At 57.4% G+C, this 14,478-nt stretch carries 18 protein-coding genes and 1 pseudogene; 16 read left to right on the forward strand and 3 right to left on the reverse strand.

What is annotated here, in order from left to right; translation table 11 throughout:
- Nucleotides 1–77 precede the first annotated feature (77 nt).
- The gene (locus ABIZ35_RS16950; protein ID WP_348221091.1) at nt 78–416 is read left to right on the forward strand and encodes a cation transporter; all 339 of its coding nucleotides are present in this window, start codon (nt 78–80) and stop codon (nt 414–416) included.
- A 71-nt stretch (nt 417–487) separates the two neighbouring features.
- On the opposite strand, the gene ABIZ35_RS16955 is transcribed toward ABIZ35_RS16950, so the two are convergent.
- Both ABIZ35_RS16955 and ABIZ35_RS16960 read right to left on the reverse strand, forming a co-directional pair.
- Entirely contained in the window at nt 488–1,840 is a 1,353-nt protein-coding gene (locus ABIZ35_RS16955) for a cation diffusion facilitator family transporter (RefSeq protein ID WP_348221092.1), read from the reverse strand.
- A 14-nt stretch (nt 1,841–1,854) separates the two neighbouring features.
- A complete protein-coding gene (locus ABIZ35_RS16960) occupies nt 1,855–2,133 on the reverse strand; it encodes a metal/formaldehyde-sensitive transcriptional repressor (RefSeq protein WP_348221093.1) in 279 nt (92 codons plus the stop codon).
- A 71-nt stretch (nt 2,134–2,204) separates the two neighbouring features.
- On the opposite strand from ABIZ35_RS16960, the gene ABIZ35_RS16965 reads away from it, so the two are divergent.
- Nucleotides 2,205–2,390, forward strand: a complete 186-nt coding sequence (locus ABIZ35_RS16965) for a putative sulfate exporter family transporter (protein WP_348221094.1) — start codon at nt 2,205–2,207, stop codon at nt 2,388–2,390.
- Between the two features lie 62 nt (nt 2,391–2,452).
- Here the strand turns inward: ABIZ35_RS16965 and ABIZ35_RS16970 are convergent, their stop codons facing one another.
- The gene (locus ABIZ35_RS16970; protein WP_348221095.1) at nt 2,453–2,842 is read right to left on the reverse strand and encodes a hypothetical protein; all 390 of its coding nucleotides are present in this window, start codon (nt 2,840–2,842) and stop codon (nt 2,453–2,455) included.
- A gap of 178 nt (nt 2,843–3,020) precedes the next feature.
- Here ABIZ35_RS16970 and ABIZ35_RS16975 point away from each other — a divergent pair, with 178 nt between their 5' ends.
- The 14 genes and pseudogenes from ABIZ35_RS16975 (at nt 3,021) to ABIZ35_RS17040 (ending at nt 14,467) form a co-directional block, all read left to right on the forward strand.
- Nucleotides 3,021–3,479 carry a BlaI/MecI/CopY family transcriptional regulator gene (locus tag ABIZ35_RS16975; RefSeq protein WP_348221096.1) on the forward strand — a complete coding sequence of 153 codons (459 nt, stop codon included), beginning with the start codon at nt 3,021–3,023 and terminating at the stop codon, nt 3,477–3,479.
- Entirely contained in the window at nt 3,469–4,578 is a 1,110-nt protein-coding gene (locus ABIZ35_RS16980; protein ID WP_348221097.1) for a M56 family metallopeptidase, read from the forward strand. The genes ABIZ35_RS16975 and ABIZ35_RS16980 overlap by 11 nt, the downstream gene beginning before the upstream one ends.
- 85 nt (nt 4,579–4,663) lie before the next feature.
- Nucleotides 4,664–5,275: a hypothetical protein gene (locus ABIZ35_RS16985; RefSeq protein WP_348221098.1), complete on the forward strand. Its 612-nt coding sequence runs from the start codon at nt 4,664–4,666 to the stop codon at nt 5,273–5,275.
- Nucleotides 5,276–5,320: 45 nt separating this feature from the next.
- Nucleotides 5,321–6,610 carry a multicopper oxidase domain-containing protein gene (locus ABIZ35_RS16990; RefSeq protein WP_348221099.1) on the forward strand — a complete coding sequence of 430 codons (1,290 nt, stop codon included), beginning with the start codon at nt 5,321–5,323 and terminating at the stop codon, nt 6,608–6,610.
- 40 nt (nt 6,611–6,650) lie between these two features.
- Complete coding sequence (locus tag ABIZ35_RS16995) at nt 6,651–7,931, forward strand: hypothetical protein (protein WP_348221100.1); 1,281 nt, start codon at nt 6,651–6,653, stop codon at nt 7,929–7,931.
- A gap of 24 nt (nt 7,932–7,955) precedes the next feature.
- Nucleotides 7,956–9,383, forward strand: coding sequence for a FixH family protein (locus ABIZ35_RS17000; RefSeq protein WP_348221101.1), 1,428 nt, complete (start codon nt 7,956–7,958; stop codon nt 9,381–9,383).
- 37 nt (nt 9,384–9,420) lie between these two features.
- Nucleotides 9,421–9,699: a YHS domain-containing protein gene (locus ABIZ35_RS17005; protein ID WP_348221102.1), complete on the forward strand. Its 279-nt coding sequence runs from the start codon at nt 9,421–9,423 to the stop codon at nt 9,697–9,699.
- A gap of 67 nt (nt 9,700–9,766) precedes the next feature.
- Entirely contained in the window at nt 9,767–10,012 is a 246-nt protein-coding gene (locus tag ABIZ35_RS17010; RefSeq protein ID WP_348221103.1) for a hypothetical protein, read from the forward strand.
- 326 nt (nt 10,013–10,338) lie between these two features.
- Nucleotides 10,339–10,626, forward strand: coding sequence for a cation transporter (locus tag ABIZ35_RS17015; RefSeq protein ID WP_348221104.1), 288 nt, complete (start codon nt 10,339–10,341; stop codon nt 10,624–10,626).
- Between the two features lie 88 nt (nt 10,627–10,714).
- On the forward strand, nt 10,715–12,910 hold the full coding sequence (locus tag ABIZ35_RS17020) for a heavy metal translocating P-type ATPase (protein ID WP_348221105.1): 2,196 nt from the start codon (nt 10,715–10,717) through the stop codon (nt 12,908–12,910).
- Between the two features lie 170 nt (nt 12,911–13,080).
- Nucleotides 13,081–13,209 carry a hypothetical protein gene (locus ABIZ35_RS17025; RefSeq protein WP_348221106.1) on the forward strand — a complete coding sequence of 43 codons (129 nt, stop codon included), beginning with the start codon at nt 13,081–13,083 and terminating at the stop codon, nt 13,207–13,209.
- A 3-nt stretch (nt 13,210–13,212) separates the two neighbouring features.
- Nucleotides 13,213–13,359 (forward strand): annotated as a pseudogene (locus ABIZ35_RS17030) (DUF2933 domain-containing protein); the annotation flags it as partial.
- A gap of 142 nt (nt 13,360–13,501) precedes the next feature.
- Nucleotides 13,502–13,858, forward strand: coding sequence for a hypothetical protein (locus ABIZ35_RS17035; RefSeq protein WP_348221107.1), 357 nt, complete (start codon nt 13,502–13,504; stop codon nt 13,856–13,858).
- Between the two features lie 30 nt (nt 13,859–13,888).
- Entirely contained in the window at nt 13,889–14,467 is a 579-nt protein-coding gene (locus ABIZ35_RS17040) for a general stress protein (RefSeq protein ID WP_348221108.1), read from the forward strand.
- Nucleotides 14,468–14,478: the final 11 nt, after the last annotated feature.

The raw sequence follows: 14,478 nt of genomic DNA on the forward strand, positions 1-14,478 counted from the left end.
AGAATTGAAAGCGTGGAGCGCCGCGCGGCGCTCCTGGTGGGTTACAGCTTGTACGTCTTGCGGCGTATGTCATTGGCATGTCCGCATATGGACTGTTCTTCGCCCCGCGCCATACGGACACGCATGAGAGCGTCTGGGGAATTGTGATTGGCTTAATCGCCAAGATCGGCATGCCGATCTTGGCGGGTTACAAGCTGAAAGTCGCCGCACGTCTCGGTTCCCGCGCGTTGCGCGCCGATGCAATAGAAGCGATCACCTGCGGCTATCTTTCCATCGTTCTCATCGTCGGCTTGGCGGCAACACGGTTGTTTGGCTGGTGGTGGCTCGACAGCGTGGTGGCGCTGGCGCTGATCCCGTTTTTGATCAAGGAGGGGCGCGAGGCGATTACAGGAGAATGTCTTTGTGAGAATACTTGAGACCGAAGACCTCTACCCAATGGGTTTTCTTGTCCAAGCTCGCACTCCTTTGTATTCGTTTCCTGTTGGTATCACGCCGCCAGCGCTTTCCTCTCTCCAGGGCAAACATGCACCACGGCCTCGCCAAATGAAGCGACATGTTCACGAAGCGCATCTTGAACTGCGTCCGTGATAGCGTGAGAGTCGTGAACGGAAAGATCGGGATCGACTGTGATATGCAGGTCCGCGAACACACGGTGACCATGCCAGCGAGCGCGAGCTTGATGAACCGACTGTACTCCTGGCACGTGCATCGGCGCGTGCTCGATCTCCGATAATATCTTTGGCTCGATGCCCTCAATCAAACGGTTCCATACGGCGATGGAGGCGTCCTTCACAATGAAAAGGATCGCGACGGTGATGAGGACTCCGACGATTGGGTCCACGATAGGATAACCGAAATATGTCCCCAGCACGCCGATCAAAACGGCCAGGCTGGTAAAGCCGTCCACACGGGCGTGCATCCCATCGGCGACCAGCGCCGCCGAGCCAATTTCCTTGCCCACCCGAAGTCGGAACACCGCCACTGCCTCGTTGCCTAAGAACCCTACCACAGCAGCAGCCGCGACCCACCAGAGATGCTGCATGGGATGAGGGTGGATGATCTTCATCACGCTCTCATAAGCGGCGACGCAGGCGGACGCAAATATGACCAGCACAATCACAACGCCCGCAACATCCTCAACTTTCCCATAGCCATACGTGAAACGACGACTCGCTCCCCGCGCGGCCAATGCAAAAGCAATCCAGAGAGGAATGCTGGTTGTGGCGTCTCCAAAATTATGGATCATATCGGCCATGAGCGCCACGGACCCCGAAAATATCACGACCGCCAATTGCAGCAGAGCCGTGACCAGCAAGCCAATCAACGAAATTTTGAGCGCCCAAATTCCGCGAGCGTTAGACTCCATCGTTTCGTCGATCTTGTCGGCGGCAGCGTGCGAATGCGCGAATGTTCCCTTAAACCATCCCAGCAATCCGCCGCCATGGTCATGGGAATGCCCCTCTGGACCATGGCTATGCCCGTGATCGTGAGAATGACCGTGTGATTCTTCGGTAAACTTCGCTTCGTGGATTTCCTCTCGTGCATTTTGGGACAATTTGAGAACGACATTGAATTCGTGCGGTTCTGGGATGTCTGATGTCGATTTCAAGTAAACGACTTCGTTCGTGAAGTCGAAAACCTGCTTTACGCCCTCTGGTCGCATGGTATCCAGCGATGCGGCGGCGTCTTTAGGCGGCATCACGGGCTTCTTTTCATTATCGAAAAAATACAATCGAAACTGCGGCGGAACACCTGTTTCAAAGACACTGATTTCAACGAATCCGTTTTCTGTTTTCGTCCACATGCCGCCGTGCGGCGCGGCTTCCTGACCTATATCCATAATCTTCGTCCTTTCTACTTGAGATATGTTCTGACAACATCGATTAGCTCTTCGACAGCTTCGGATTGGTCGTCTGTCGGCGGTACATTAGGATCGACAACATGGTGGCGAATGTGCCCTTCGATCACTTCGCCCATCAAACCGTTAATCGCGCCTCGGCAAGCGGCGATGGTCTGCAATATTGGACCTGACTCCTGCTCCTGTTGCAACGCCTTCTCAATGGCGTCCACTTGTCCACGAATGCGGCGAACGCGGTCGAGGAGCTTCTTTTTGTCACGAATGGTGTGAGACATAGTTGTTTAACGCCTTCTCAAAAATCTCTCATATACTGTACCCTAGTATAGTACATCTTCACACGTTCAACATGTTGAACATCCTGCCGCAGCACATCAAGAAGATGATCATCACCGCGAACCAGTTTCTCCTAGCGGTATCGCTCGCGGCGATGAGTTTAGAGATCAGCGTGAAGAAACTCAAGGAAAAAGGCGTCAAGCCGCTGATGCTCGGCGCCGCGCCTGGGTCTTTATCTCGGCGTTCAGCTATGAATTGATCCGTCTGGTGTACTAACGTGAAGCTTCCAACCACAGGCCGAATGCAGCACCGCCCTTGGAATTATTTGGCGATCATATCACACGACAGCTTGATTACCGCACTGCTGATGGCGGCAACATCGTTCACGGCAGCGGTCGTGCGATCCGCGTTGTTATCCTGACTCGCCGAGTGGAGCTGAGACAATGCCTCCTGCAATGACGTGCGCTGTGTCTTAAGGCAGCCGTGTGGCGCGATGAGCTTATCGAGTTTGCGAACGTCGGCGTCGATGGAGAGCACCTCGGACGTAACACGGTGGCGTTGGTAGATGGCGGCGTCATGCTGGACCTTTTCTGCTTGCATCTTAATCGCCGCCGCGAGTTCGGGATGCGTGGTGTGATCGGCGCGGCTGGCGGACGGCGTCAGCATGATAGCGGAAACTGCGAACAGGATTACAACAGTTGTTTTCTTCATCGGGTTTACCTCTCGGGCATTTGCTTTGATTGTCGGTAGAAGCTCAATATTGCGCGAGATGTTTCTTTATTTTCGGCGCATCGGAAATAATCTACCGACGATAGAACTAATTGTTGAGATCAATCGTATAGCATGGTATAACGACTCCAGACACTGGCGCTATTGAGTGGAAACGAACGTGAAAAACCCCATCCGACGAACGAAACCCGAAAAGACGGGACTGAACGCACCGCTGGGCGACCTTGAGCTATCCGTGATGCGCCGCGTGTGGGAAAGCGGCGCCGAAGGCGTGCTTGGCGGCGAGGTCCATGAGAACATTGAACAGGATCGTCAGATCGCTTTGACAACCGTGCTGACAACACTGGACCGTCTCCACGACAAAGAAATCGTGCAGCGGCAGCGCGTCGGCAAAGCCTACCGATACTGGGCGACCGTGACCGAAGAAGCGCTGCAGCAGCGCATCGTCGGCGGCGTGCTGGATCGACTGATTGCGCAGTTTCCGCGCGCGGTCGCCACATACTTTGCGCAGCAGCCGACCGCCGATCAAGGCTCGCCAGAAAAGACGCTGTCTGAACTGGCTCAGCAAATTGAGAGCATGCAGAACAGTACGGACGTGGAGAATGATCATGGTCATTAACCCGCCTCTGATCTTGGTCAGCGCCCTATTCTTTCTGGCCCTGAGTTCCGTTCTCTATCTGGCCTCCTGGCTGATCACAACTGCGGGTCTACGGATTCTGCGCGGACGCATCAGCCATGCCGCGACCAAACGTGTTCTCATGACCGCGCTCACATTGCCTCCTGTTCTAGCAGCAGTCCCCACGGTTGGCGGCGCGACGTTCAAGCATAGCCACGCGATGGGAGGGATGGAGCATCACAGTATGCTCTGCCAGCAGATGTTCACGAGCGTCTTCCAAACAACGAGTGTCAATGGAAATACCGCCGTGGGCTTTGTGGTCAACGGCTGGGCGTGGATTATGGCGCTCGCGGGCATTTCTCTTTTGGTTCGGCTCTTCACCGCCACGATTTCACTGGAGCGCGGCCTGGCTCCGTTTTTGATGGCGCCGACACCGAAACTGTCCATGGCTCTGGTACTGGTGGCCCAGCGAGCGCCATACTTGCAGGCGACCAAGTTTTATGAGTGCGCGATCCCTGCGTCATATTCCAGCGTGCTCGGATTTTTCAATGCCCGCTGCGTGCTTTCGCGTCAGTTCGTGGAAGAAGCGACAGACGACGAACTGGTGGCCGTGATTGCACACGAAGCCGCTCACATGCGGTCCCGCGACGTACTGGCGACGTTCGCCGTGGGAGCATTGAACTGCCTGTTCTTCGCCTTTCGTCCCGTGCGGCTTCTGGCAAGGCGCTGGCGAGAGGCGGCGGAACTGGCGTGTGACGACGCGGCGGTGGCGGCGACGCGCAACCCTCTGGCGATGGCGTCCGCGATCCTGCGGGCGAGCGGCGCTCCTGTTGCAAACCGCCCCATTGCCCGCGCTCTTCCCGCGACGGCTCTCGCCTTTGCCGATGAAACCGCCTGCGCACCGAGCAAGAGGGTCGAGCGGCTGATTGCCCAAGCTAAAAACGCGACGCTGCCCCAGCCGACTGAGCCGCCCATGCAGGCGCTCGGAGCCTGGGCGGTCACGCTGCTGCTCGCGGCTATCGGTGTCACTGTGCTTGTCTCAGCGCAAGCCGTGTGTTTCGCGCATTGCAGCCTGGAGGCGGTCGCGAAGCTGTTTCCGTAGACATGGCGTGTTCCATCTGGGGAGTGCAACTCTATGCTTCATAGTTCGACCGTCAGTAGAATTTCAATTATAGGAAGCAACAATCATGGCTGTGAGTTGGAAATTAGTAGGCTCCATCATTTTGGGAGCAGCGTCCATGCTTTCGGGAAGGCAAGAGACTGCGGCGTCCGCCGCGCCGCTCGCAAAGAACGTCGTTGTAAAAGCGTCTCCATTCAAGCTCGTGTCATCGAGAAACGAGACGGTGACGGCGGCGACCATGGCCTCCGCTGAGAAAGCCGCCACTCATGGCGTCATCTCCCGTGACAAGAAAACGTTGACGTTTACTCAAAAGACGATCCGCCTAGTCGTCCACACAGGTCCAGAGAACGACATGCTTTCCTATCGGATCAATGGGCTACGAAATCCGACTATCGTTGCGCCCCATGGCTCCACACTGCGCGTTTTGTTCGTCAACAATGACGGCGATATGCTCCACAACGTGAGGTTCGGCGCGTGGCGCGGCAGCTTCAAAACAGGCGAGAGCAGTCTTATTGCCTCATCTGTTGGAGCCGCCCAGCTTCCCCATGTTGATGGCGCCCAGCTTCACGCGGCTGCGATGGTAATTTCCGCGCCCAAGCAGCCTGGAAAATACTCCTATTTCTGTACGGTGCGCGGTCACGCTCCAGGCGGGATGTGGGGAGTAATCCAAGTCCGCTAATCGCCCCGTCAGTCGATTCCATTCATCATAGTTAGGACCATTCTCATGAGTATCTTCCGACGATTTGCAAAGAAGAAAAATGAAGCGCCAAGTGCGCCAGAGGCTACAAATTCACGCCGTCAGTTCATGACGCACCTCGGGGCGGCTGCTGGCGCGAGTCTTCTGCTGGGTCGATCCGCGACCGCCGCCTTCGGCGACGGCAGTGCTCCGCTGGACAAGCCCGCGACCGCCTGGCCAGCATCGTTCGACGCTCTCGCCACCAGGCCACAGTTTGCGCCGCGTGAGACGCCCAAGGAAGGCGAGAAAATCCACAAGTTCCGCATCGAAGTCACGATTGGCGAACACGAGATCGTGCCTGGGGTTAAGGCGCACATGTTTCTATTTAACAACATGTACCCTGGGCCAGAAATTCGAGTTCCCGAGAACGAATGGGTTCAGATCGATCTGGTCAATAGCTCGCCCGAGAACCATACGATCCACTGGCACGGCATGATCCTGGCCAATGAGATGGATGGCGTGCCGATGGGGACGCAATGGCCCGTCTTCAAAGATCAGACGTTCCGATACTTGTTCCGCGCCCAGCCTGCGGGAACGCATTTTTACCACTGCCACGTCATGACGACGCTGCATCAGATGGCGGGGTTGGTCGGGTCGCTCATCGTCGAGGCCAAAGACGATATCGTCAAAAAAACGTTCCCCTACGAGCGCGAATACACGATGCTTTTGTCGGAGATCGATACCGCCTGGGCCAGGGAGCAGCTCAACGAAATGGTCGGCATGGGCATGACCATGGACGCCATGAACAAAGACCCGAAGCTCATGAAGGAGATGAATGGTCGAATGATGGGCTGGTTCAAAGATAAGAAGAGCCTGTTGGACGCCATCAAGGGCGGATATACGCCGCCCTACCTTTCCTCCATGACAGGGGCAAACCGCGTCATCACCCCGAACTTCTTCATGATCAACGGGAAGTCGTATCCGATGACGGATGAGTTGTTCATCAAGTATGGGGAGAATATCCGCGTGCGTCTGATCGGCGGCGGCATGATGCCCCACTACATTCACCTGCACGGACACGACTTCTGGCACGTGTGCCAGGATGGCTCGCCGCTGGCGGCGCCCGTGCGGCTGAACACGATCCCGATCTTCCCAGGCGCCACCTCGGACATCATCATCCAGGGGACAAATCCAGGGAACTGGCACTTTCACGACCACAGCGATCTGTCCACGACGAACAATGGAATTCACCCAGGCGGCATGATGACAATGTTGATGTACGAGGATGCTGAGAAGTACGGCGTCACGTTCAAAGACACGATCATGATCGATTCCTAACAAAAACGAAGAACGACGGACAGACAAAGGAGACGCAGCATTGAGATTCTCGCAACCGTATTCGCGCACCCATCGCCCCTTCTCACAGGCCCGCCGCACGGCGGGCGTCCTCTCGGGAGCCGCAATGATCGGCCTGCTCGCAGCGGCGGCGCCGCAGGGCTTTGCCCAGGCCCAGCAAACGCCTATTCCAGAAGAGCCAAGCACACAGCCGCAGATTGAGATCGCGGGCACGGGCGTCGCGACTCTGGACCTGGGACGGTCTCCCAATGCGCTTCCAGGCGGCGGCAAGGCGAGCAGCAGCCAGATCAATATCTCTGATTCCGCATTGATGTTCGGAGCGGCGCAGCGTCTCTACAAAGGCGCAATCGGAAGTTTCTCACTCGGCGGGCTTACCCTCGATGAGTCGAACACGGGAAGTGGAACGCAGTTGTTCCTGCATCAGGCGTATGTCGATTACCAGAGCCATAGCTTCGAGACTTACCTGGGACGCACGGATCAGCCCACGGCGCAGATCGTGCAGTTCCCGACCCTGCGCGGCGATGACTTGATCTCGTTCACCAACATTCTCAATCCGTTCTCCAACGGCGAAAACGTGGAAGAGCATCGATATTCGAACGTTGCCGCCGTCACTCTCAACAGAGGACTGAGCACATTCGCGAACTTTCACGTTCAGCACCTGATCAATACGGCGGGACAGTCGGGGGATACGGGCCTGAACTCGTATGGCGTGAGCCTTCAGCATCTTAGCCCACCGACATTGGCGGCGATCCAGAAGGTCGTCTCGTATGGCGCAGGCTACGAATATCGCAGCGTCGGACGATCCGAAGGCGGCAGTTCCCAGGCAGTCTACGCGGGCGGCGTGATTAATCTCAAACCCAGTCTGAATAACCTGGTGGACCTGCGCGTGCTGGACAATTACACATTCGGCAACAACACCAGCAAGTTCAGCAATACCTCGGATACGTTCCGCGCCAACTCCAACGCGGTCGCGGTCGCGGTGCGCTATCTGCACAGCCCCTTTGGAATGCCGTCGTCCCAGCTCTCACTGACCATGGGTTACAAGAGCTATGACAAAGTCTCCAACGCCAATTCCTACGGCGCCGCTCTCACGGGCGTGAAGCGCCTGGGCCAAGGCGTGGACGCGGTGGCGCAGTACGTGTATCAGCGTCGCGACGGCGCCCTCGCCAATGCCTACGGCGGAGGGCGGGAGGAGAACTCGGTTCAGGTCGGCTTGATCTTCAATTTCGACGCCACGTTCAATCGCAGTATTGGCCCGCGCCGCTCGCTGCTCAATCTCAACCATCAGTACATCCCCGACTAGCGGGACGTCCATAAGGTACTTCGTATGAAACCAATCAATATTCGCGTGGTCTCTTGCTTCGCAATTGGGGTCGCCATGATCGGCCCCATGATGCTCACCGTAGGTGCCGCCGCCGCAGGCCAAACGCAGCAGGCGGAAACTGGCAAGCCGCTCAAATTGACCGCCACGCTGACCCCAGCGTCGCCGCGCGTCGGCGACAATGACCTTGACTTGATGATCGTGGATGCGGACGGCAAACCTGTGAGCGGACTCAAGCTCTCAGCACGTGTCCAAATGACCTCCATGGACATGGGAACCACCCAGCCCGCCGTGAAGGACATGGGCAACGGTCACTACCGTCTCACCGTGAATTTTAGTATGGCTGGCCCATGGCGCACCACGCTTCGCTCAGAGATCGGCAAGGCGGCGCTGAGCTTCGACGCTGGCGGGAAGTCCGCCTGGAAGTCTCCGACTGTCACATTCAGTCCCACGAACAACGACGCTTCCAAGGCAAGCGTCGCAAGTTCCACCATGGCAGGCATGAACATGGGCGGAATGTCCATGGGAGGGTCTGACTCGGCTTCATCCGCCAGCCGAACGGGGCCAATCGCCGATCTGCCCTTTCCAGGCTACGGTCCTTACGGGAAACCGTCCGAGGATTCCAGCGATGCCTCTGGCATGAACATGCCTGGAATGAAGACCAATGGCGGCGGAATGAGCGGCATGAAAATGGATGCCTCAAGCGGAGGCGCCGCCATGGATGACATGAAACCTATGAAGATGCCTCAGCTTCAAGAACAAGGAACATACGTCGCCACGGGCAAGGAAAATTGGAAGGCGCGGGCAGGCTTTGGCGCCAATACGGGCATGGTCGCAATGATGAGCCAGATGATGGTCGGCGGCAGCGGCATGGAAGGGATGAAAATGCCCGCCATGAAGATGAAGTTCGATGAGCAGAACTTCACCGAGAACAAAGACGACGAAGACAGCGGCCCACCGACGACTGCGCCTGGGGACACTTCCATGCCTGGGATGAAGATGGATGGTGAAGCCCTAGGCGAGACGCAGAAGCCGACAGACGCGCCGACGATGCAGCCAGCGCCGTCATCCGAAAAAGGCGCAAGCGGAAGCACGACGCCTGGAATGAAAATGCCGCCTGCGCCGCAAGCGACATCGGCCAAGCTGAAAATCATGGGATCGATTGGCAGTCCGAAGTACGGAGATAACTCTCTGCTGATCACTATCAAGGACGCATCGGGCGCGCCCGTGACAGGAGCAAAAATCACCACTTCCGTGGCGATGACCTCCATGGACATGGGAACCACGCATCCTCAGCCGAAGGAAATTGGCAACGGTCAGTACCGCGCCACAGCAAACTTCAGCATGTCGGGGCCATGGCGCGTCACCATCAAAGTAACGCCGCCAAGCGGAGGAGCCGCGCAGACGGCGACATTCAACTTCAACGCCAAGTAGATCACAACACAAGAGGCTGGGCCTCAGAAAGATAAATATGAAAACAATAATGACCACCGTGGCGCTGCTCGCCGCTTTGACTTCCACTGCCATGGCGCACCCGAGCGGCATGCACAAGAAATCGGCGATGAAGTCCGCCGCAATGATCTGTCCCGTGACGGGCGATAAAATCGCATCGACAAAGGCCGCTGTTGGCCACGAGACATACAAAGGCAAAACGTACTACTTCTGCTGCCCCGAGTGCAAGCCGCGCTTCGACAAAGATCGCGCGGGGATTGCGGCCCATGCCGCCAAGGGTAAGTACGAAAAGATGTAGTCGCGATCCGCGACACACTGCTCCCACGAGCAGACGCTCAGACGGTCAAATCACAGGAGAAACCCGAATGAAGAAATCGATCATGCTTGCAAGCGCCATGCTTGCCGTCACCGCCGCTCTCGCGAGCAGCCCTTCCGCCTACGCCGCGCATCACGCTAAGAAGATGAAGGCGACGACCTATCAGTGTCAGAAATGTCACATGAAGATGAGCGCGGCGACGGCGAAAAAGGATCATTACAAAGACCCCATGGACGGCGGCAAGCTCGTTCCCGTCAAGGCGATGAGTTCGAAAATGGGCGGAATGAAGATGTAGGCGGCGCCCACAATGCTGCATATCGAAGGGCGACTCCAATTTGGAGTCGCCCTTTAGTTTTGCGCGGCGTCAAAAAACTGGGTTCGGGCGCTTGACTTAATACCCCATGGGGGTATATACTATTACTGACAGCCAATTACCCTACGGGGGTATACCAAGGAACGAACAAGCTCGCAAAAACCTCAAGAGCCAAGCCAATCGCGTGTCGGGACAAGTGACGGCGTGAAACTGCTGACCAGCCGCCTCGAAGGGTGCGGGATCAGGAGCGGCTCGTGGAAGAGGGGTCAGTCGTGCTGTCCAGCTTCTTGAAATGAAAGGATCAAAAGATGGAAACTCAGACGCTGAATATTGAAGGAATGTCCTGTGATGCATGCGTGAAGCATGTGACCAACGCGCTGCGAGGAGTATCAGGAGTGCAGACCGCTCAGGTGAACTTGCAGGAAAAGACGGCGGTGGTGACGTTCGATCCCGCAGCCGCCAGCATCGATCAGATGATGGAAGCAGTTGCGGAAGAAGGGTATACGGCCAGTCCGATTGACCTAGTTGCCGTAGACCAGGCCGCGAGCGACGGCGAAGCGCAAGAGAAGTCCCAGAGCTCCTGTTGCAGCAACTGATCGAAGCGCAAAGTTGATCGCATCCGCTGGCGCAGGACTTCCTCGGCCAGCGGAGAGATGCAGAGCAGCAGAGATTGCGGGAGAGCGAATGATGGTTGCCGAAACAATAGAAAAGCCCGAAACATGCACCTTAGATATCCAGGGAATGCATTGCGCCTCGTGCGTAGGACGCATCGAGCGCTCCCTGAAGAAGATCGCGGGCGTGTCGGACGCCGCCGTAAATTTGGCGACGAACCGCGCCAGCATCACCTACGATCCTAGCCAGGTTTCCACGGACGCCATGATCGCTGCCGTGGTGAAGGCGGGATATGGAGCCAGCGCGAAACCAGAATCCGCCGTCCAAAGTGAGCCGAAGGCTTCACGCTTCGACGGATCGCTGATCAATCTCATTGGAGCGGCGCTGCTAACCCTGCCTGTGTTGATCCTATCGATGACCTGGATGATGCGACCGCTGTGGGTGGAATGGACACTCGCGGCGCTGACCGCCATTGTGGTCTTCGGGGCGGGGCGAGCGATTTTCGAGGGAGCCTGGAATGCGCTGCGTCAGGGCGGAGCCGCGACCATGGACACGCTGATTGCTCTTGGAGCATCAGCGGCGTATTTCTACAGTTTGAGCCAGCTCATCACCGTGCCGTCGATGCCGCAGGTGTACTTTGAGACTGCGGCGACCATCGTGACGCTGATCCTGATGGGACGCTGGCTGGAAGCGCGGGCGAAGCGCAAAGCGTCGGACACGATCCAATCGCTGGTCGCGCTGGCGCCAAAGACGGCGCGTGTCGTGAATGCGGATGGAAGTGAAACTGATGTGGCTATCGAAGGCATTCGGCCAGGCGCGCTGCTGCGCGTCCGTCCTGGCGAGAAGATCGCCGTGGATGGAGACGTTGTCGACGGCGCGTCCACCGTGGATGAGGCGATGCTCACGGGAGAAAGCCTTCCTGTGGAGAAGAACGCGGGCGACGCGGTAATCGGCGGCACGGTTAATGGCAGCGGGAGCCTGCTTTACCGTGCAACCGCCACGGGAGCGGATACCGTCCTCGCCCATATGGTGCGTCTCGTGGAGGAAGCTCAAGGGAGTAAGGCCCCCGTGCAGCGTCTCGCCGATTCTATTTCCGCCGTGTTTGTGCCCGTGGTGCTCGGGATCGCCGCCTTGACATTCCTCGGCTGGCTGCTGCTCGGACATGCGGCGGTCGCGGTAGCCCTGACACATGCGGTGGCGGTGCTGGTGATCGCCTGCCCCTGCGCTCTCGGTCTCGCCACTCCCACGGCGATCATGGTGGGAACAGGTCGCGGCGCATCCCTGGGTGTACTCATTAAAAATGGAGAGGCGCTGGAGCGTGCGCACAAAGTCAGCCGCATCGTTTTCGACAAGACAGGCACGATCACGGAAGGTCGTCCTGTCCTAACGGATGTCGTGGTATACACAATCCTGGATCGAAACGAAGTGCTGCGGCTGGCAGCGGCGGCGGAGCGCGGCTCGGAGCATGCGCTCGGTCAGGCCATTGTGGAAGCGGCGAACGCCGAACATCTGACCGCCGAGGCGCAGGGGTTCCACAGTGTCGCTGGTCAGGGCGTGTTCGCCAAGGTTAATGGACGGAATGTGCTGGTCGGCACGACCACCCTTCTCCAGAACAACGGCGTAGCCATACCCGAGGCAGTGGGTGGAGATATGGCGCGCCTGGAAACCGAAGGAAAGACGGCGATGCTCCTTGCCGTGGACAATGAAATCGCAGGCGTACTCGCGGTGGCGGACACGGTGCGGCCAGGCGCCGCTCCAGCATTGTCTCGGCTTCGGGCCATGGGAATCGAGATTGCGCTTCTCACGGGCGACGCGCCCCGCGTGGCGCACGCCGTGGCGCGGCAATTGGGCATCGGTGACGTACAAGCGGGCGTGAAACCTGAAGGAAAGTCCGCCGCGATCAAGTCCTGGCAGAACGACGGCAAGCAAGCCGTGGCGATGGTAGGCGACGGCGTGAATGACGCGCCCGCTCTGGCGCAGGCCGATCTTGGGATCGCGATGGGCAAGGCAACGGATGTCGCCATGGAAGCAGCGGACATTACGCTGATGCGCGCCGATCTTGGAGGGGTTGCCGATGCGATACTTCTGTCGCGGCGCACGATGAAAATCATACGTCAGAACCTGTTCTGGGCGTTTATCTTCAACATCGTCGGCATTCCAATGGCGGCAATGGGCTTATTGAACCCGATGATCGCGGCCCTGGCAATGGCGTTTTCTAGCGTCACTGTGGTGACCAATTCGCTTCGTCTCAAGAATGTGCGACTTTAACAAATTGACATTCTACTGTCGGTAGTAGAATCGGCCATAACGCGGATGTTTGTTTGCAGCGCTTCGACTACAATTGAGTATGGCCCAGGAGCTTCTGACTTTAACGTTTCCGTCATGATAGCCGATGCATAAGCTCATTCTTTAAACGGCGCCGCAGGAGAAACGGTACGATGAACATGGAAAACCAGATCGACATGCGAAAGACGGTCCAGACGAAGCGCGGCAAGGGCTTTTGGGCGCTCACTGCGTTGTGCGTCTCACTCGGCATTGTCGCTGCGGTCTTGGCCGCGACGCACTGACGACATGTTTGGCCGCAATGGCCGTTCCTCTTGCTGCTTGCCTGCCCGCTGATGCATCTCTTTATGCACCACGGGCATGGAGCACACAACATGTCTCGGATGGAGGCGTCAACAGGGACCGATCCAACCAGCAGCGATGAAAAGGTATGAATGGTTTTCGACCCGAGTTTATCCGATAGTCCGTTGGGTGCAAGAAGGGAGCTTGCTGGCAATAGGTTCAGATGCAATACGCAGTCCCGCAGTTGAAAGAGACTGCAAAATTCACGATTGAAAGACCAAAAGGAATACGACTATGAATACATCCATGTTAAAGAAAGTCCCCGTCTACGCCGCCGCTGCCCTGATGCTTGGCGCAGTCGTTCACGCCCAAAGCGGACAGATGAAATCGGGCCAATCATGCAGCATGATGGGCGAAATGAAAATGGACGGCCCAGTGACCGCCAACGGCAAGGCGTGTCAAATGAAGTGCGATATGATGCCCATGGGGAAATCCAAGGGAATGAAGGCGCATTCCATGATGGGCAAAGATGGTAAGGGGATGGACATGGGCAAAATGCCGATGAACAAACCCATGAAGATGTCAGGAACCATGAGTTGTATGGGCCAGACATACCATTGCAATATGATGGTCACGCCCAAGTCCAAGTAACGCAGTCTACGGAGTCGCCAGGAGAATCACATGAACAGCATACTTCCAAATACGGTCAATGCGGCGCCTGAGTCCATAGTCGCGATCTATCGCAGTCACGTTGACGCGGAAGCAGCGGTGCGCCGCCTCGCAGCCGATGGCCTGCCCGTCGAAACGATCTCGATTATCGGGCGCAACTTTGAAACTCACGAGGATATTCAGGGCTTCTATCGGCCAGCGGACGCAGCGCTTGCGGGAGCAGGCGACGGCGCATGGTTTGGCGGCATCTTCGGCCTAATGCTCGGAGCCATGGGGTTCTTCATTATGCCCGCGCTCGGGGCGTTCATGGTGATGGGCCCGCTCTCGGGAATGATTGCTGGCGCCATCGGCGGCGCGGGCGTGGGAGCGCTCATCAACGGCCTCGTGGCGCTCGGTATCCCAAGAGATCAAGCCCTGATCTATCAGGAGCGACTGCAAGCGGGCGAGTTCCTGGTCGTGGTTCATGGAAGCGCGAACGAAGTTTCGCGCGCTCATGAAATCCTTGACGGAGGTATCCATACGAGCCTGGCGATGCACGGCGTAGTTCATGATGCCGCGAAAGAAGACTCCATGGCTGGCATGAAGATGTAATTCGCATGGGC

The sequence above is a fragment of the Capsulimonas sp. genome (assembly GCF_039929585.1).
In the GTDB taxonomy this organism is placed as follows: Bacteria; Armatimonadota; Armatimonadia; order Armatimonadales; family Capsulimonadaceae; genus Capsulimonas.